Origin of the sequence: Thalassospira sp. HF15 (assembly GCF_011806525.1) — a bacterium.
GTDB lineage: Bacteria > Pseudomonadota > Alphaproteobacteria > Rhodospirillales > Thalassospiraceae > Thalassospira.
Genome location: NZ_JAAVKI010000004.1, coordinates 227,068 through 245,502, shown reverse-complemented (window position 1 = coordinate 245,502; position 18,435 = coordinate 227,068). Strand labels below are relative to the sequence as shown.

Annotated in this window: 19 protein-coding genes; 9 read left to right on the top strand and 10 right to left on the bottom strand. The window is 56.4% G+C overall.

The annotated features are described in order from the left end of the window. Nucleotides 1-359 precede the first annotated feature (359 nt). The 5 genes from HED22_RS10490 to HED22_RS10470 form a co-directional block, all read right to left on the bottom strand. A complete protein-coding gene (locus HED22_RS10490) occupies nt 360-1,088 on the bottom strand; it encodes a thioredoxin family protein (protein ID WP_167721894.1) in 729 nt (242 codons plus the stop codon). Nucleotides 1,089-1,154: 66 nt separating this feature from the next. Continuing rightward, complete coding sequence (locus HED22_RS10485) at nt 1,155-2,819, bottom strand: MFS transporter (RefSeq protein ID WP_167721892.1); 1,665 nt, start codon at nt 2,817-2,819, stop codon at nt 1,155-1,157. A 218-nt stretch (nt 2,820-3,037) separates the two neighbouring features. Further along, the gene (locus HED22_RS10480; RefSeq protein ID WP_167721890.1) at nt 3,038-3,523 is read right to left on the bottom strand and encodes an SRPBCC domain-containing protein; all 486 of its coding nucleotides are present in this window, start codon (nt 3,521-3,523) and stop codon (nt 3,038-3,040) included. Continuing rightward, nucleotides 3,523-3,909, bottom strand: a complete 387-nt coding sequence (locus HED22_RS10475) for a helix-turn-helix transcriptional regulator (protein WP_167721888.1) — start codon at nt 3,907-3,909, stop codon at nt 3,523-3,525. Before HED22_RS10475 ends, HED22_RS10480 begins: the two co-directional genes overlap by 1 nt. 250 nt (nt 3,910-4,159) lie before the next feature. After that, nucleotides 4,160-6,061: an ABC-F family ATP-binding cassette domain-containing protein gene (locus tag HED22_RS10470; protein ID WP_167721886.1), complete on the bottom strand. Its 1,902-nt coding sequence runs from the start codon at nt 6,059-6,061 to the stop codon at nt 4,160-4,162. Between the two features lie 420 nt (nt 6,062-6,481). Here HED22_RS10470 and ndk point away from each other — a divergent pair, with 420 nt between their 5' ends. Further along, nucleotides 6,482-6,904 (top strand): nucleoside-diphosphate kinase, encoded by a 423-nt coding sequence (gene ndk, locus HED22_RS10465; protein WP_033067122.1) that lies wholly within the window; start codon nt 6,482-6,484, stop codon nt 6,902-6,904. Nucleotides 6,905-6,997: 93 nt separating this feature from the next. Here the strand turns inward: ndk and HED22_RS10460 are convergent, their stop codons facing one another. Next, nucleotides 6,998-7,135: an aa3-type cytochrome c oxidase subunit IV gene (locus HED22_RS10460; protein WP_167721884.1), complete on the bottom strand. Its 138-nt coding sequence runs from the start codon at nt 7,133-7,135 to the stop codon at nt 6,998-7,000. Nucleotides 7,136-7,514: 379 nt separating this feature from the next. Between HED22_RS10460 and HED22_RS10455 the strand changes: the two genes are divergently transcribed. Beyond that, the gene (locus tag HED22_RS10455) at nt 7,515-8,069 is read left to right on the top strand and encodes an ATP-binding protein (protein WP_254869936.1); all 555 of its coding nucleotides are present in this window, start codon (nt 7,515-7,517) and stop codon (nt 8,067-8,069) included. Nucleotides 8,070-8,140: 71 nt separating this feature from the next. Here the strand turns inward: HED22_RS10455 and HED22_RS19595 are convergent, their stop codons facing one another. The 4 genes from HED22_RS19595 to purM all read right to left on the bottom strand — a co-directional run bounded on the left by HED22_RS19595 (nt 8,141) and on the right by purM (nt 10,971). Further along, nucleotides 8,141-8,269: an aa3-type cytochrome c oxidase subunit IV gene (locus HED22_RS19595; protein WP_197145299.1), complete on the bottom strand. Its 129-nt coding sequence runs from the start codon at nt 8,267-8,269 to the stop codon at nt 8,141-8,143. Nucleotides 8,270-8,682: 413 nt separating this feature from the next. Next, nucleotides 8,683-9,057 (bottom strand): hypothetical protein, encoded by a 375-nt coding sequence (locus HED22_RS10445; RefSeq protein WP_167721879.1) that lies wholly within the window; start codon nt 9,055-9,057, stop codon nt 8,683-8,685. A gap of 178 nt (nt 9,058-9,235) precedes the next feature. Beyond that, nucleotides 9,236-9,910, bottom strand: coding sequence for a phosphoribosylglycinamide formyltransferase (purN, locus tag HED22_RS10440; protein WP_167721877.1), 675 nt, complete (start codon nt 9,908-9,910; stop codon nt 9,236-9,238). Next, entirely contained in the window at nt 9,898-10,971 is a 1,074-nt protein-coding gene (gene purM, locus HED22_RS10435) for a phosphoribosylformylglycinamidine cyclo-ligase (protein WP_167721875.1), read from the bottom strand. The genes purN and purM overlap by 13 nt, the downstream gene beginning before the upstream one ends. A gap of 372 nt (nt 10,972-11,343) precedes the next feature. On the opposite strand from purM, the gene HED22_RS10430 reads away from it, so the two are divergent. From HED22_RS10430 to rnd, 7 genes are all read left to right on the top strand, one after another. Then, nucleotides 11,344-12,468: a DUF2066 domain-containing protein gene (locus HED22_RS10430; protein WP_368484496.1), complete on the top strand. Its 1,125-nt coding sequence runs from the start codon at nt 11,344-11,346 to the stop codon at nt 12,466-12,468. A 24-nt stretch (nt 12,469-12,492) separates the two neighbouring features. Further along, nucleotides 12,493-13,587: an AI-2E family transporter gene (locus HED22_RS10425; protein WP_167721872.1), complete on the top strand. Its 1,095-nt coding sequence runs from the start codon at nt 12,493-12,495 to the stop codon at nt 13,585-13,587. Between the two features lie 35 nt (nt 13,588-13,622). Next, a complete protein-coding gene (locus HED22_RS10420) occupies nt 13,623-14,339 on the top strand; it encodes a DnaA/Hda family protein (protein WP_175581196.1) in 717 nt (238 codons plus the stop codon). Nucleotides 14,340-14,436: 97 nt separating this feature from the next. Next, nucleotides 14,437-14,937: a RimK/LysX family protein gene (locus tag HED22_RS10415; RefSeq protein WP_167721870.1), complete on the top strand. Its 501-nt coding sequence runs from the start codon at nt 14,437-14,439 to the stop codon at nt 14,935-14,937. A gap of 148 nt (nt 14,938-15,085) precedes the next feature. Beyond that, the gene (gene rimK, locus HED22_RS10410; RefSeq protein ID WP_167721868.1) at nt 15,086-15,991 is read left to right on the top strand and encodes a 30S ribosomal protein S6--L-glutamate ligase; all 906 of its coding nucleotides are present in this window, start codon (nt 15,086-15,088) and stop codon (nt 15,989-15,991) included. A gap of 15 nt (nt 15,992-16,006) precedes the next feature. Beyond that, a complete protein-coding gene (locus HED22_RS10405) occupies nt 16,007-17,092 on the top strand; it encodes a succinylglutamate desuccinylase/aspartoacylase family protein (RefSeq protein ID WP_167721866.1) in 1,086 nt (361 codons plus the stop codon). Nucleotides 17,093-17,208: 116 nt separating this feature from the next. After that, nucleotides 17,209-18,372 carry a ribonuclease D gene (rnd, locus tag HED22_RS10400; protein WP_167721864.1) on the top strand — a complete coding sequence of 388 codons (1,164 nt, stop codon included), beginning with the start codon at nt 17,209-17,211 and terminating at the stop codon, nt 18,370-18,372. Nucleotides 18,373-18,435 lie beyond the last annotated feature (63 nt).

Here is an 18,435-nt window from a genome sequence, read left to right as displayed (position 1 = left end):
TTGTCAACCATGACCATCTCCTGCGTGGAATTCCTTTACCCCGGCGATCAAAAAGTGCGCGTGAATTTGGGCGACTTGATGACTGGTTGCCGACGGGCTTGTTCCGTGAGGAAGTGCTGGGCAAATGGCAGAAACAACACAGGCCCGCAATCATGATTGCGGACCTGTGTGTTGATCAGATTGAGATGAGGGTGTCAGGCCACCATCGCGTCGTATTCTTCCTGCTTGTCGAGCCATTTCTGTTCGACCATGGTCAGTTCGTTTTCGATCTGACCGAGTTCCTTTTGGATGTCGGCCAGTTTTTGCGCGTTGGCGTCTTCGTAGAGCGATGGGGCATAGATTGTCGGGGTTTGTACCGATCAATGGCAGCATGCGTCCGCTGTTTTGTGGTCTTCATACTGATCGTGCAGCTTCACCCAATCCATTGTGCCGTTTTCGTTGCGGCCAAAGGGCGTGAGATCAAGGAAGGCATGCGTCCCGATCAGCGGATCGCCCCCACGGCTGTAAGATGAATAGGTATGGAAAATCTCGTTGGTGTCGGGATCGTGGTAAAACACGCTGATGCCGTGCAAGTCTTCCATCTTGCCGCTATAGGGTGCGAAATTGTATGTCGCCTTGCCCGCTTCGACATCATCGGGGCGGAAAGAGGCATCAAAATCATAATTGAAATCGCTGCCATGTGAGGACACCCAGGGGAAATGCCAGTTCATCCGTTTCTTGAAGGGCAGGAATTCCGCCAGCGGGGCACGCGAGACCACCATCAGTGTCACGTCATGATGGCGCAGATGCAGATTGGCTCCGTCAAAGTGATCGGCAAGGAAGGAACAGCCGTCACAGCCTTCTTTCCAACCGGGACCGAACATGAAGTTATAGACGATCATTTGACTGCGACCGTCAAACAGGTCAGCCAGCGATTTTTCACCATCGGGCGTTTCAAAGACATAGTCCTTGTCCACCCGGACCCACGGCAGGGCACGGCGTTCTTCACACAGACGGTCCCAGGCACGCATATGGTCCTTTTCGCGTTTCAGATGCGCCTTGCGGGCTTCGAGCCATTCGGCGCGGGAGACGATTTCAGGACGGGTCATGTTGGTTATCCTTTCCGATTGGGGTGGGGAGTTTCCCCCGGGGCTGGCGTCGTGGCCCCAGAGTTTCTAGTCCACGCGGCCGGCCACACAGGCCGCCGGTTGCAGGGGCGGATCAATCACAGTGTTGCCACCCGGATCGTCATCGGATCCAGTATCGGTCCCTGCATCGGGTCCGGCGTCGGCTTTGGCATCGCGCAACACGATCACTGTGCCGATTGCGGACAGAACCATCAGAACCGCACAGATGATTGAAATCACCTGCAAGCTGTCAGAAAAGGCCGTGCGAGCCTGCAATAGGACGTCATGTGCGAGGCTCGACTGGGCGTCTGCGGTGCTGTTTAGGGCGTGGACCGCACCCCCCAATGTGCTGCGCAGGGCATCAATGGCATCAAGGCTCAGATTGGTGGGCAGGGGCGCATCATGCATAGCGTCGCGATAGATTGCGGTGCCGACACTGCCCAGAACGGCAATGCCAAGGGCCCCGCCCAGTTCGGCACTGGTTTCGGACATCGCCGCCGCCGATCCGGTCCGGTCGGCCGGGGCGGCTGTAACCACCATATCAGTACAGATCATCGCAACCGGCGTGATACCCAGTGAAAAGATCGCTGCCCCGGTGGCAAGAATATAGAGACTGCCGGCTGAACCGGGAAAGGACAGCAGGCCAAAGCCAAACGCGGTCAGGACAAGGGCGCCGGTCATCACAGAGCCCGCGCGAAACCGGCCCAGCAATACCGGGGCCACGAGGGAGCCGACAATACCCGAAACGGTGCCGGGCAGCATGGCCATGCCGGCCTGAATGGGCGTAAGGCCGATCACCAGTTGCAGGGACTGGGACAGGAACATGAAATAGGCCATCCCGACAAAGATTACGGCCGTCTGAATGACAATCGGAACCGAGATCGTCCGCCGGTACAAAAGACCCAGATCAAGCAGGGGATCGTCAAGTTTTCGCTGACGTCGGATGAAAACCCATGTGCCCAAAAGGCCAAGCATGATGGCGCCAAGTGCTTCACCGCCAAAGCCGTAGGCCGCAACGACCTTGACCCCGTAAATGATTGCTAGAATCGAGGCCAGCGAAAGGGCCGCACTTGGCAGGTCGATCCGGCCAAATTTTTCCGCCCGGTGTTCTGGCAAAAGCATCGGTGCGGCCAGCAACAGCAGCGCCATGACCGGAACATTGAGCAGGAAGACCGCCCCCCACCAGAAATAGCTTAACACCAGACCGCCAAGCAACGGCCCGGTTGCAGTCCCGACCATGAAGGTCGTCATCCATGCGGCAATGGCAAAGGAGCGTTCCTTTTCATTGTGAAACATGTTGCGGATCAGCGACAGGGTAGAGGGCATCAATGTTGCCCCGGCAACACCCAGAACGCCACGTGCGAAAATCAGCATTTCCGATGTATTGGCAAAGGCGGCCAGAACCGATGCCGCCCCGAAACATGCCGCCCCGATCATCAGTAGTTTACGGCGCCCGATGCGGTCGCCCAGCGTGCCAATGGTGATCAGCGACCCGGCAATGAAAAAGCCATAGATATCCACAATCCACAGCAACTGGTCGCTGGTCGGTTTGAGGCTTGCGGTCAGATGCGGCACGGCAAGATGCAGGACGGTCATGTCCATGGCAATCAACAGGCACGGCAGGGCCAGAACCAGAAGGCCTATCCATTCGCGGCGGGTGGCCTTGGTGTCGGTGCCTTGCGGGGCGGTGTCGCAGCGGGTTGGGACGCTCATGTCTTGTTCCTGTTTTTCCTTGGCGGTAGCGTATGGTTGGCCGCCTTGAGTTTTGTTTTGTGTTGTTTTGCGGTGCTGTCTGGATGCCCGCCTTCGCGGGCATGACGGAACCGGGGGTGTTCTTTATGCTCGTCACTCCCGCGCAGGCGGGAGTCTATGGTGCAGCGGTGGTGCTGCGGTTTTCATTCACAAAGCTCCGACCTTAACCAAGGTTACGGTCAACGTCCTTTTGAGGTCCGCGCGAAAAAGGTTTCGAGCTTGTCGAGCGCGCTGCTCCAGCCGCCTTGATGGCCGTCACGTGCTGCTTCATCGGCGAATTGTTCATGATGCAGGACAAGGATGGTGGCCTTGCCGTCATCGTCGGGTGCCAGGGTCAGGGTGACGTGGGATTTGCGTTCGGGCATGGTGATCCATTGCCAGCTAAAGGACAGCTTCTGGTCAATTTCAACTGCGTCATAGGTGCCACTGACATCGTGGATTTCACCATCCGGGCCGGGTTCCTTGAAGCGGATGCGAAAAGTGCCGCCGACGCGGGCGTCGACATTGGCATCGATCATCTCGCAATCCCCCGGTCCCCACCAGTGCGCCAGTTTTTGCGGATCGGTCCAGGCGGCAAAGACCATTGCGGGCGGGGCGGCAATGCGCCGCCGGATGGTCAGGCTTGGTTTTTCATCATGCGGGGAGGTTTGCTGTTGCGGGTGCATTACCGGTCCTCCTGATCCTGCGGGGTCGCGGGATGTGTAGGTGTCTCGTTTTGTGCCGCGTTCTCGACAAAGGCGGCCAGGCGGTCAAGCCGATCCGTCCAGAACCGTTCATAGCGGCGTAGCCATTCCATGGCGTGCGCCATCTTTTCGGGTTGCAGCCGCACGCGCACCGTGCGCCCGGTTTTTTGCCGGGCAATCAATCCGGCGCCTGACAGTACATTGAGATGCTTCATCACCGCAGGCAATGACACATCAAACGGCGCTGCCAGTTCACTGACCGAAAGCGCATCGTCGTCTTCCTCCAGCCGTGCGAGCAGGGCGCGGCGCGTCGGATCGGCGAGGGCGGAAAAAATGTCGTTCAGTTCAGCTTCTTGATACTTAACCATGGGGTTAAGTATTGAAGGAAAAAATCAGCTGAGTCAATCATGGGTTGTTTGCGGCGGGATAAAATCATACGGCTCCTGACATTCTGGTGTCAGGAGCGGTTTGGAAATCTGGGATTTTCAGACAGGCGGGAAGGGGTGTTATGCCGCAACCGGAGAGGTCACCGGGCGGGCGCGCATGGCATAGATGGATTCCCGCTTGCGCGGGAATGATGGGCTTTAAAGGCGCGGGGAATAGGCGGGCGGTGGCGGATCACGCCACCATCGCGTCGTATTCTTCCTGCTTGTCGAGCCATTTTTGTTCGATCATGGCGAGGTCATTTTCGATCTGGCCGAGTTCCTTTTGGATGTCGGCGAGTTTCTGGGCGTTGGCATCTTCATACAAGGTCGGGTCGGCCATTTTTTCTTCGATGCCGGCTTTGCGCTCTGAGAGCTTTTCCATCTGTTTTTCAAGCTTTTCGACTTCGCGCTTGATGGGGGCGGCTATTTTGCGCTTTTCGGCGGCCTGCTGGCGTTCGGCCTTGCGGTCGCGTTTGGCGGGTTTGCCGTTGCCCTCTTCGCCGCCATTCTTGTTGGCACGGCGTTCCATGCGCGCGCGATCAAGAAGGTACTGGCGGTATTCGGCAACGTCGCCGTCAAAGGATTTGACCGTGCCATCCGCGACCAGCACCAGACGATCGGCACAGGCTTCGATCAGGTAGGGATCGTGGCTGATGATGATCACAGCCCCTTCGTAGGCGTTGAGCGCATGGTTCAGCGCATCGCGGCTGTCGATATCAAGGTGGTTGGTCGGCTCATCGAGGATGAGCATATGCGGGGCATCAAGCGTCATCAGCGCAAATAGCAAACGAGCCTTTTCACCGCCTGAAAGGTCCTTGACCTTGGTGTCGCCTTTCTGGCCTTCGAAGGCAAAACGGCCAAGCTGGGCGCGGACCTTGTGTTCGATGACATCGGGCATAAGCGACGCCATGTGCTGATAGGGAGTTTCATCACCGCGCAGTTCGTCGGTCTGGTGCTGGGCAAAATAGCCGATGCGCAGTTTGTTTGACGCATGCTTTTCACCCGACATCAGGGTAAGCCGGTTGGCCAGAAGCTTTGCCAGTGTGGATTTACCATTGCCGTTGGCACCGAGAAGGGCGATGCGGTCATCCATATCAATGCGCAGGCTGATATTGCGCAGGACCGGTTTGCCTTCTTCGTAGCCGACATCGCCTTCGTGAATGTTAATCAGCGGTGGTGGCAGTTCCTTGGGGCTTGGGAAGTCAAAGGAAATGCCGCGATCCTCGACCACCGGGATGGCCGGGCCCATTTTTTCGAGCATTTTGACACGGCTTTGCGCCTGCTTGGCCTTGCTGGCCTTCGCACGGAAACGGTCGATGAAAGATTGCAGATGCTTTTGCTGGGCGATCTGTTTTTCATAATGCTTGGAGGCAAGTTCCATCTGTTCGCGGCGGGTCTTGGCGAATTTGTCGTAATTGCCGCCATAAAGGGTGACGGTGCCGTCATGCAGATGGGCAATCGATTTGACCACACGGTTCAGAAGATCGCGATCGTGACTGATCAGGATGATCGTGCCGGGATAGTTGATCAGATAGTTTTCAAGCCAGATGGTGGCTTCGAGATCAAGGTGGTTGGTCGGCTCATCGAGCAGCAGCAAATCAGGGCGCAGGAAAAGGGTCGCCGCCAGCGCCACACGCATGCGCCAGCCACCCGAGAAATCATCGCACGGGCGTTGTTGGGCATCGCCATCAAAACCAAGGCCGGACAGAATGGCGGCAGCGCGCGCCTCGGCCGTGTGGGCGTCGATATCGGCCAGACGTGTGTGGACCTCGGCAATGCGGTGCGGGTCGGTGGTTGTTTCGGCCTCGGCCAGCAGGTCAGCGCGTTCGGTGTCCGCCGCCAGAACCGTTTCCAGCAGGGAACGCGCGCCCGCCGGGGCTTCTTGCGATACCACGCCCATGCGCGCACGCTTGGACAGGCGAATGTCGCCGCCATCGGTGGCCAGATCGCCCGAGATCAGTTTGAGAAGGGTGGATTTCCCCGCCCCGTTGCGGCCGATCAGGCCGACCTTGTGCCCGTCCGGGATGGTCAGCGATACCTGGTCAAGAATGACACGGCCGCCAATGCGGTATGTGAGGTCGGTAATTTGCAGCATGGTCTCTTTCGCCGGTATCGTGTCGCTTATCGGGACGTTTTCGGGGGAATCGCAAGGATTTCTGTGCTTTCAATAGGGCAGGCGGGGCTTGGACGCAAGGATTCTTCAAATTGTCATTCTCAGTGTGAATTGGATGACAGATATCGGCAAAACCCGCCCTAAATCGCAGTTTCATGCCTTTTGGCAGCGTTTTGCAGGCGAAACGGGTGAATGCAACGGCTGCAAGTCTGCTTTGCGGCGGTAGAACTATGTGTTGCGTTGCGATCCAACCCCGTTTATATAGCGCCAACCTTCGGGTCTGTGGATCATAAGGGAGTTCTTATGTATGCTCCTTTATGTTCCGCAGGCCCTTTGTACTCGGGGGGCTTCTTGGGAGCCTTCTTTGGGGGTAACGAAATTTTACAAAGCTAGGTGAAACCAATGGCTGTCGAACGCACTCTTTCGATCATCAAGCCGGACGCAACGCGCCGCAACCTGACTGGCAAAATCAACGCCGTCATCGAAGAAGCTGGCCTGCGCATTGTCGCACAGAAGCGCGTCGCTTTGACCCGCGCTCAGGCTGAAGGTTTCTATGCAGTTCACAAAGAACGTTCGTTCTTTGGCGAGCTGGTAGACTTCATGGTCTCTGGCCCGGTTGTTGTTCAGGTTCTCGAAGGCGAAGATGCCGTCGTTAAATACCGCGAAGTAATGGGCGCAACCAACCCGGCGAACGCCGATGAGGGCACCATCCGCAAACAGTTTGCAGAATCCATCGAAGCGAACTCGGTCCACGGTTCGGACTCGCTCGAAAATGCTGCAATCGAAATTGCATACTTCTTCGCTCAGACCGAAATCGTCGGCTAAGCGTCGAAAGACAAATACCGGTCCAACCGGATGCAAAAACGCCCCGCAGATTGCGGGGCGTTTTTTGTTTGGGAATTTTCCGGGATCTCGCGATCAGTCGATCAGGAATGCGGCCATCAACAGTAAAAAGACAGCCAGCGAAATCACGCTCCAGAGGACGAACTTGGTCCAGTGGTGCCAGCCTTCTTCGTGGACGGCGACAAGATCGGTATCGTAATCACTTCCTTGCATGGGTTTCCTCCCTGATTGTGGATCATGATTTTCCGCGCCGGTTATCTGTTTGCTTTTGTCGGCCGGATATCGCGCAAGGCGACCCAAAAATGATAGCCCTAAATAACTTATGGGTGAATAAGAATTATTGATTTATCCGATTGTGCGATGCGATATGCGGCGTCATGCCGTGTCCTGACGCTGGACAAGCAGGCACGTGCGTGGCATGGTTTGGGGATGGAAAACGTCGTTGCACAGATGAGTACCGTTATTTTTACCGCCTCTCATAGAGTGGCGGGGTAGCGACGTTTTGACCAAATGAGACCCACTCGCCGGCGAGGCGGGTTTTTTTATGGCTGTCTCCCGGCCAGACCAAGTTCGCACATTACGGGAGACAGAGATGACCAAGCCCTTATCAGAGTTAAACCAAACCGACCGGGTTTTGATGCCGCAAAACGGGACAAAGACCGGTACGCTTCATATGCTGTGTGGCAAGATTGCCGCGGGAAAATCAACCCTTGCCGCCGAACTGGCGCGCAAACCCGGCACGGTTTTGATTGCCGAGGATGAATGGCTGTCGACCCTGTTTGGCGATCAGATGCGATCGGTTGCCGATTATGTCCGGGTATCAGACAGGTTGCGCGGCGTGATGGGGCCGCACGTGGCGATGCTGCTGCGTGCGGGGATTTCGGTGGTGCTGGACTTTCCGGCCAATACGGTTGGTTTGCGGGGCTGGATGCGCGGGATCCTTGAGGATGCCGGGGCGGATCATGTTTTGCATTATCTCGACCAGCAAGATGATGTCTGTATCAACCGCCTTCGGGTGCGCAACCGGGCCGGAACCCATCAGTTCGCGGCCAGTGATGCGCAGTTCCATCAGATCAATGCGGCCTTTGTCCCGCCCGGCGCGGAGGAGGGATTCAATGTCATTCGTTATGAGACAGACACGCTTTGAGCACAAAAAAAGCTGCCGGTGAACGGCAGCTTTTGCGCTTGTGAGCTATCGGATCAATGCCGATTGGCAGATCACAGAAGGAAGATCGCCATCAGGACCAGCAACGCAATGATGGAGATGGTGCCCCATTTCACGAAGTTGGTGTAGCCGTGATAAATGCTGACGTGGGTTTCGGTGAGTTCGTAGTCGTTACCCTGCAAATTTGCCTCCTGCGCATTGGGATTTTTCCAATGTATATCCACGAAGTTGATGCAGTGCAAGATGCAGATTAACCTAAGGGTCAGAACTCGTTCACATAACCGCCCCGGCAACTGATATGAGAGAAAAAGCAAGGAAAAGCCCGCAGAGCGGGGTGTTTCCCGGTCAAGGGGCTTGACGCAGAGGCTTTCTCTCATATCAGTTGTCCTTCGGATCTCCCGGATTTGCACGGGCTATTTTGTCGCAAACCCTTGAAAGATATCGATCTTTCTGCGGTTTCGCTCCGCATATCCGCACAAATCCGGAAGACCGGGACGATTATGTGAACGAGTTCTGACCCTTGATATCAGACGTTTGACCGACTTCACATTTTTGGGGCTTAGTGTTTGATCCCAAGGGCTTATTGAAAACGGGGTTATTGGATGCTGGATTTGCAACCATAGGGCAGGAAGGTGCCCGACAGCCCGTGGCTCATCATCGCAAACGACATCTTGTTGGCGTAGTCGAGTTCTGTCTTTGATTTCGGGCAGGCATAGGCCCGGCCAGAGCAGCCATTTGCGATATAGTCTTCTTCGGCCTTGGCAAATTCGGGGCTGAGCGCGGCGCGCGGGACGGTTTCAAGCATTTCAGCCCGGGTTTCCTGATAGACCGCGCATTTTTGCGCCCGCCAGGACTTTTCGCCGGTTTGCATATCGGCTTTGTAGGGATCGGAATCAGCCATCGCAGGACTGGCAAGAGCAGCCAGAAGGGCAGAGGCGACGAGAAGTCCGGGGATTTTGCGCGTTATCATATCTGTGTTCCGTGGCGGTGGTGGCATTGATCGCCCCCATCACAGCAGCAGAATGCGCAAAGATTATGACCCCGGTTACTGATGTGAACGTCTCTGAGCATTGCGCACTAAAAAAGGCGGGCCAAAACCCGCCTTTCTATGCATTAAGCACCTTGCGCAGCCAGCGCCAAAGGTTCTTTCATCCGGGCTCAAGCGCCGGGTTGATTTCGGCAAAGTCGGCCTTGGGGGCGTCCGCCACCGTCACGATGCCCTTGTCATCGACAGAAACGCGGCCTTCGGCGATCCAGCGGATGACCTGCGGGTAAATGCGGTGTTCCTGTTTGAGGATACGCTGGGCCAGTTTGCCGGCATCATCGCCGGGCAGGACCGGAACGACGGCCTGGGCGATGATCGGGCCGCTATCAACTTCGGGCACGACATAATGCACGGTGCAGCCAGCGAACTTCACCCCGGCATCAAGCGCCATCTGATGCACATGCAGGCCCTTGAAGCTTGGCAGAAGGGATGGGTGGATGTTGATCAGGCGATCCTTCCAGCGCGCGGTAAAGCTTTCGCTGACCAGACGCAGGTAGCCGGCCAACACAACCAGATCCGCACCGCTTTCTTCGATCAGGGCACTTACGGCATCATCGTAAGCTTCGCGTCCACCGGGATAGCCTTTGTGCGAGATGGCCTCTGCGCGGATGCCTGCACGGCGGCCGCGTTCCAGCCCGCCAGCGTCAAGCTGATTGGAGAAAACCAGCACGATCTCGGCCGGATAGCCGGGCGTGTTGCACGCATCGATGATGGCTTGCAGGTTGGACCCGCCGCCTGAAATCAGAACGGCGAGTTTAAGCTTCTTTATTTGTCCCATGACCGGGCCATGTTTTTGATCACGACCTGCGGGCCGTCGCCTGCGCGCGGGCCGATCACACCGATCTGGCTGACGGTTTCACCGTTTTCGCGCAGCAGGGCTTCGGCTTCATCGGCCTTATCCGCCGGAACGACGACGCACATGCCAATGCCGCAGTTAAAGGTGCGTGCCATTTCGGTGGCCGGAATGCCGCCCTGTTTGGACAGCCATTTAAAGACCGGCAGGTATTCCCAGGTGCTGGCGTCAAAGACAGCGGTCAGGTTTTCGGGCAGAACGCGCGGTACGTTTTCGGTCAGGCCGCCACCGGTGATGTGGGCAAGCGCCTTGACCAGACCGGCCTTATGCGCCGCCAGGCAGCTTTTGACATAAACCTTGGTTGGTTCAAGAAGGGCTTCGCCAACCGTCTTGCCCGGTGCGAACGGGGCATCGTCGGCGTAGCCGAGGCCCGCCATATCGACAACCTTGCGCACCAGCGAATAGCCGTTGGAATGCACACCACTTGACGCGAGGCCGAGGATAACGTCGCCCTCAGATACGTTCGAACCATCAAGCAGTTCGCCGCGTTCAGCTGCACCGACCGCGAAACCAGCCAGATCATATTCGCCATCAGCATACATGCCCGGCATTTCGGCGGTTTCGCCACCGATCAATGCACAGCCTGCTTGTTTGCAGCCTTCGGCAATGCCCGCGACAACACTTGCGGCGTTATCAACCGAAAGCTTGCCGGTTGCGAAGTAATCAAGGAACAGAAGCGGTTCGGCACCCTGCACGACGAGGTCATTGACACTCATGGCAACCAGATCAATGCCGACCGTGTCATGTTTGTCCGCCAGAAAGGCTACTTTCAGCTTGGTGCCGACACCATCGGTGCAGGAAACGAGTACCGGATCGTTATAGCCGGCCGCCTTCAGATCAAAAAGGGCGCCAAAGCCGCCAAGACCACCGGCAACACCGGAACGGGTCGTTGCTTTTGCAAGCGGTTTGATTCGTTCGACAAGGTCATTCCCGGCATCGATATCGACACCGGAGTCCTTATAGGTAAGGCCGTTAGAGGTGGTCATTTCGGGGTCCCTGGCATCAAACATGCATGAATAAAAGGCGGCAAAACCGCGTTTTTCATCAGTACGTATCGACTTCCAATTGACGGGCACCTGTCGCATTGCGGTCCGGGTCGCAGGGGGAACCTGCTGTTTGACCAATCCGCCTTACTGACGCCTTTAATCAGATATAGAGGACAAAGCGATCCTGCTGATAAAAAACGCGGGCTTGATAATTTCCGCTGGGCCGAAAATACTCAAACGCGGACAATATGCAATGATCACCTGCGCATGACAGAGTTTTCTTTGCAGAATGCGTTCAACATGCCACAAAGAGCGTTATAGAAGAATTCAACAAGACACGACTCAAAATAAGACTAGGGCAAAGAGGCATACGTGCTTACTTCATTGAAAAACATCAAGATGTGGGCTGGCGCAGCAACTGTTGCGGCGATTATGGCCTTCCCCGCGAGTGCGCAGGACATTTTCACCGTCAGTGGTGTTCATGTTGACGAGAGTGCGGAAACCGCCGCTGCGGCGCGCGAACAGGCGCTTGAGATCGGTCAGCGCAAGGCGTTTGAAGAAGTGGTTGCCCGCCTGACCCTGCCCGAAGATCGCGCGCGACTGGCGACACCGGAAACATCGGTGATCACGAACATGGTGCGTGATTTCGGGGTGTCGAATGAAAAGACATCCTCGGTGCGCTATATCGCGGATATGACGGTGCGCTTCAAGGATGACGAGCTTAGGCGTTTCCTGCGTTTCCGCGACATTTCCTTTGCCGAATTGCAGTCCAAACCGGTGATGATCGTGCCGGTTTATCACACGAATAATTATGTCAGCCTGTGGGATGACCCCAACCCGTGGCGCGAAGTCTGGTCACGCAATATCGCGACATCGGGGCTTGTGCCGATCAAGGCACCGATTGGTGATTTGACCGATATCAGCACGGTTTCAGCCGAGCAGGCCGAAAACGGATCCATGGAACGCCTGACCCAGCTTGCCAAGCGCTATGGCGCGGATGTGGCGGTCGTGGCCAGTGCGGATGTCACCGGACCCGAGGGCGGCGAGAGCGTTAATGTTTCCGTGACCCGCTATGATCCGAGCGGCGCACCGCAGATTTTTGGTGTGCAGGAAAATACCCTTCCGGGTGAGACACTTAACGAGACACTGGTGCGGGCCGCCAAAGCGGTTCAGGACCAGCTTGCGGATGGCTGGAAACGCGCCAACCTGATCAATTACAGCACGGGTGGCAACCTGATGGTGTTTATCCCGATTACCGGTCTTGGTGACTGGGCAGGGATTGAGAAAAAACTGATCGGGTTGCCGGTGGTGCGCAATTCGCGGGTTATCGCGATGTCCAAGCGCGAAGTGCAGCTGTCGCTTGATTATGTCGGATCGACCAATCAGCTGCAGACCGCCCTTAATCAGCAGAACCTTAATCTGAGCCGGATGGGGCAGCTTTGGTTCATTCAGCCGAGCGGTTCAGACCGCCTTCAGGGACTTTCGTTTGGCGGATAATCCAGGCATCAAGGGGGCCGGGGCATGACATTACGACAGCAAGCACGTTTCTGGCTGATCTTTGTCGTCGGATTCTTTTTCCTGATCTGGCTGTTTTCGAGCATCCTGCTGCCGTTTGTGGCCGGGATGGCGATTGCCTATTTCCTTGATCCACTGGCCGACAAGCTTGAAGCACGCGGGGCCAGCCGGGTGGTTGCGACCAGCATCATCACGGTGTTGTTCTTCCTTGTTTTCCTGCTGGTGCTTTTGATTGTCGTGCCGATGATCGGCAGCCAGTTGGCAGGGTTCCTTGAACGCTTTCCGGGCTATGTTGATGTGTTGCGCACCAATGTTGCGCCTTACTTGCAAAACGTTCTGGACCGGGTGGCCCCCGAGACGCTTCAAAGTGTATCGGATGCGATCAAGGGACAGAGTGCCAATGCCCTTAAATGGGTGGGCAATGTCTTAAGCAACGTGCTGTCGGGTGGCCTTGCGCTGTTGAACTTCCTGAGTTTGCTGTTCATTACGCCGGTGGTGTCGTTTTATCTGCTGCGCGACTGGGACAAGATCGTCGCCAAGGTGGACAGTTACCTGCCGCGTCGCTCGGCCAAGGATATCCGCCAGTGCGTTATAGAGATTGACGAAACCCTTGCCGGGTTTGTCCGCGGGCAGGCGATTGTGTGTTTGTTGCTTGGCCTGTTTTACGGGTTGGGTTTGACGCTTGCCGGGCTTGAGTTTGGCTTTGTCATCGGGTTGATGACCGGGCTTGTGTCCTTTGTGCCCTATTTCGGGATGATTGCCGGCTTTGCGGTGGGCATGGGGGTGGCGCTGGCCCAGTTTGGCTTCGGCCTTGATCTTGGGCTTGTGGCGCTTGTGTTTTTGATCGGGCAAGTGCTTGAGGGCAATTTCCTGACACCGAAGCTTGTCGGTGACAAGGTGGGGCTTCATGCCGTCTGGGTGATGTTTGCCTTGCTTGCCGGTGGTGCAGTTTTCGGACTTCTTGGCGTGATGCTGGCGGTGCCGGTGGCAGCCGTGATCGGCGTGCTTGTGCGTTATAGCTTAAGGCAGTATCTGGATAGTCGGCTTTATGATCACGGACTGGATGACGGCAGCAATGCCAATGCCGATACCGAGAACTAGAACCGCAAGATCGAGATCAGCAAATTGAGTTTACTTTGACCCGGGTACCATCCAAGCCGGATAAAGATAACGACCCGCAGCAATTGCCGCTGGCCCTTGAAATGCGTCCAGCGCTTGGCCGCGATGATTTCATGGTGGCCGATTGCAATAGCGAAGCGGTGGCGTGGATCGACCAATGGCCGAAATGGCCAGCCCCGGCATTGTGCCTTTATGGGCCAAAGGGCTGCGGGAAAAGTCATCTGGCGGAAGTCTGGCGGGCGCGGTCGGGCGCGCTGCAGGTCGCAGCAAAGGACTTGAACGGTGTTAACCCGGATACGCTTTTGGGTGAGTCCACTGGTCTTGTGATCGAGGATGCGGACCTTGTCGCCGGGCAGGGGCTTGATGAAACCGTGTGTTTCCATCTTTACAATATGCTGAAAGAACGCGGTGGGCATTTGCTGTTGACCGCAAGCCAGCCGCCATCGCGCTGGCAGATCGAATTGCCGGATCTGCGATCCCGGTTGGGTGCGGCATTGGTGTGCGAGATTTCCCCGCCGGATGATGATTTGATTGTCGGTCTTTTGATCAAGCTGTTTGCTGACCGGCAAATCCCGGCCAGCCCGCAAATCATCAGTTATGTGTTGCCACGGATCGAACGGTCCTTTGCGGCGTTAAGTGAATTGGTGGCCGCGATTGATCGCCGGGCACTGGCCGAAAAGCGCGCGGTGACCTTGCCGCTGGTGCGCAGTGTGATGGATGACATGGCGGCTTGATCGGGATGGCGAATACGAATTTCGCAAGCCGATCAGGTTGTTACCGGGTATAGTCGTTCACATCTAAGAATTTGCGTTCAATAACTGGAAGCTGCATGTGAGCCCGCAACGCGCAAAAGCAAAACCGTCGCTCAAGACACAGACTGCATCGCTGATTGCCGATGGGCATGTTCTGGGCTGGCGGGAATGGATCGGCCTTCCCGATCTTGACGTGCCTGTGATCAAGGCTAAGGTTGATACGGGGGCACGGACATCGTCGCTGCATGCGATCAATCCCAGACAGGTTGAGCGCGAAGGGCGCGACTTTGTTGCTTTTACCCTGCCGCACTATCCCGGAGACGGGCATGGCCGGATGGACTGTCTGGCCCCGTTGGTGGAGATTCGCGAGATTCGCTCTTCGAACGGAAGTGCTGAAGAACGTTTTGTGATTTCGACCCATATCCTGGTCGGGCATCACAAATTGAAAGTTGAAGTGTCGCTGGCAAACCGGTCGATCATGGGCTTTCCCATGCTTTTGGGCCGTACGGCAATGAAGGCAGGAAGATTTTTGGTGCTGCCATCAAAATCTTATCTTGCAGGGAAGCCGGAACAGCGATAGACGCGCAGAAGAACGACCCGAAAACCGGAACAAACAACGGATAGGGTCGTTTCACTTTCTGACACCATTTCATCTGCTCGCAGCCGGCAATGGACCGTGTGCGCGCTTGGTCATGCAAAACGTCATGGCAAACTTGGGGGTATATTCAATGAAAATCGCGATGCTGGCCCGCAACCCGAACCTGTACTCCCATAAAAAGCTGGTGGAGGCAGCAGAGGCGCGCGGCCATGAGCTTGACATCATCAATACCCTGCGCGTGTCGATGAATATCACGTCGCTGAAACCGGAAATCTATTATGGCGGGTCGAAACTGACCGGCTATGACGCGGTCATCCCGCGTATCGGTGTGTCGGTGACCCAGTTCGGTCTGGCAGTGTTGCGACAGTTTGAAATGATGGGTGTTTATCCGCTCAATGAATCGGTTGCCATTGGCCGGTCGCGCGACAAGCTGCGCTCGCTGCAGATTTTGGCGCGCCGCGGTATTGGCCTGCCGGTAACCGCCTTTGCCCATGATCCGAAAAAGACTGATGAAGTTCTATCCATCGTTGGCGGTGCGCCAGTGGTGATCAAGCTGCTGGAAGGCACGCAGGGCATCGGTGTGGTTCTGGGCGAAACCGAAAAATCTGCCAAATCCGTGATTGAAGCGTTCCGTGGGGCCAATGTGGCGATCATGGTGCAGGAATTCATCAAGGAAGCCGGGAACAGCGATATCCGCTGCTTTGTGATTGGTGGCAAGGTTGTCGCCAGCATGGAACGCAAAGGGGCGGAGGGCGATTTCCGGTCCAACATTCATCGCGGCGGGTCTTCGCGATCAATCCGCATCACGCCACAGGAACGCTCGACTGCGGTTGAAGCGGCCAAGGCGATGGGGCTCAATGTCTGTGGTGTTGATATCCTGCGGTCCAACCACGGGCCGGTGGTGATGGAAGTTAACTCATCCCCCGGACTTGAAGGGATTGAGAATGCCACGGGCAAGGACATTGCCGGTATGATCATTGATTTCATGGAAAAAGACTTCAAGCCCGGCAAGGTGCGGACCAAGGGCAAGGGATAACCAGGGAACAAAGCCATGAGCGAAACCGGATCAGCAACCAAACGTGGGCAACGCAGAACCCCCAAAACCCCCGATTTTGAAATTTGCGGCAAAAAGGTTGCAGCCGGTACCCGCCAGATTGTTGATATTCCGATCTCGCTTCTGTCCAACCACACGCCGGTCAACCTGACGGTTAATGTGGTGCATGGCAAACGGCCCGGGCCGGTGATTTTTGTCAGTGGGGCGGTGCATGGGGACGAGATTGTCGGGGTGGAGGTCATTCGCCGTGTTTTGAAATCACCGGCCCTTCGCGGTATGCGGGGCACGTTGCTTGCCGTGCCGGTGGTTAATGCGTTTGGCTTTTTAAACCATACGCGGTATCTGCCTGACCGCCGCGATTTGAACCGCTGTTTCCCCGGCCATTCGCGTGGATCGCTTGCCGCCCAGCTGGCGCATCTGTTTTTAAATGAAATTGTCGAACGATCCGATTTCGGCATCGATCTGCATTCGGCGGCGGTTAACCGTGTTAACTTGCCCCAGATCCGCGTCAATGAAGATGATCCGAATATCATGGAATATGCCGAGGCATTTGGCGCGCCGATCATCCTGACCAGCCCGCTGCGTGAAGGGTCGCTGCGCGAAGCCGCGCGTGAGCTTGGCGTGCCGATCCTGCTGTATGAGGCGGGTGAAGGGCTTCGGTTTGATGAAATGTCGATCAGGGCCGGGGTTTCGGGCGTTTTACGCGTCATGCGCAAACTGGGCATGCTATCGCAACGCACCGTGCGCGAACCACGGGTGGCGTCGTTTAAATCATCGAACAGCCATTGGCTGCGCGCACCAGCCGGGGGGATATTGCGGACCTTCAAGCTGGCGGGCGATTTTGTCCATGCCGGTGATGTTGTCGCCGCCGTGTCTGATCCGTTCGGGCAGCGTGATGAGGATATCTATGCACGTGAAGACGGGCTGATTATCGGGCGGACCAATCATCCGATTGTCAATCAGGGGGACGCGCTGTTTCACGTTGCAGCCATCAAACGGCCATCCGAAGTCCAGGAACGCATGGACGCCATCGAAACCCACCTGCAGTCCGATCCGCTTTTGGATGAGGACGAAATCATCTAGGGGCATGGGCCTTGGTGCGGTGGTGCGTGGTGGTCATGATCGCCTGAATACGGCGAAGATCAGCCCTGCATTGAAGCCACTGGCGGATTGTGCCGTGCAATGCTATAGCAATCGACATGGAACCGATTACAACTACAGAAGAACTTCGCGATCTCTGTGAAAGATTGCGCAAGTTCGAATATGTCACTGTCGATACCGAATTCATGCGGGACTCGACCTATTGGCCGCAACTGTGTCTGGTACAGCTGGCAAGTCCGGAGCCGTCCGATAACGGGGCCGCGGTCGATCCGCTGGCCGAGGGCATTGACCTAGCGCCGCTGTTCGAGCTGATGCAGGACGAAAACGTCGTCAAGGTGTTTCACGCCGCGCGTCAGGATATCGAGATTTTTGTGCATCTGTCGGGCAAGGTCCCCCATCCGGTGTTTGATACCCAGGTGGCGGCGATGGTGCTGGGCTATGGCGATCAGGTCGGCTATGAGACGCTGGTCAACAAGGTGGCGCGCAAAAATATCGATAAATCGATGCGCTTTACCGATTGGTCACGCCGCCCGCTTTCTACCAAACAGATCAGTTACGCGCTGTCGGATGTGACCCATCTGCGCGTGATCTATGAGGCATTTCATGAACGGCTTGAGGCCAATGGCCGTGCTGTTTGGCTGTTTGAGGAAATGGAACGCCTGACCGATCCGTCGATCTATTCGATTGAGCCGGCCGATGCATGGAAGCGGCTTAAAACCCGGTCCAACAGCCCGAAATTCCTGGCAGTCGCCCGTGCGCTTGGTGAATGGCGCGAAACCGAAGCGCAGCGCAAGAACCTGCCGCGTAACCGGATTTTGCGCGATGATACCTTGCTGGATATTGCGGCCCGTCAGCCGATGACGGACAAGGACCTTGATAAAACCCGTGGTGTCGGGCGGAACTTTGGCAGTTCCAAGCCGGGGCAGGCGATTATCGAGGCGATCAAGGCAGCGTTGGACAGCCCGCAGGATCAGTGGCCGAAGCCGAAACAACGCATCGAACTTCCTGCTGGCATCGGCCCGACGGTCGAGTTGCTTAAAGTCCTTTTGAAGCTTTGTGCCGAGGAAAAGGGTGTTGCCCAGCGTCTGGTGGCCTCAAGCGATGATCTGCAGAACATTGCAGCTGATGATGAGGCGGATGTGCCTGCGATGCGTGGCTGGCGCCGCGATCTGTTCGGGCAATATGCGCTGCGCCTCAAACACGGGCAGCTTGGCCTTAAGCTGAAAGACGGCGAAGTGGTCTTTGTCGAACTTGATAGCTAATTAGCTTTCGACTAAAGCGAACAAAAAACGGGGCCTTATATGGCCCCGTTTTGTTTTTTTAGA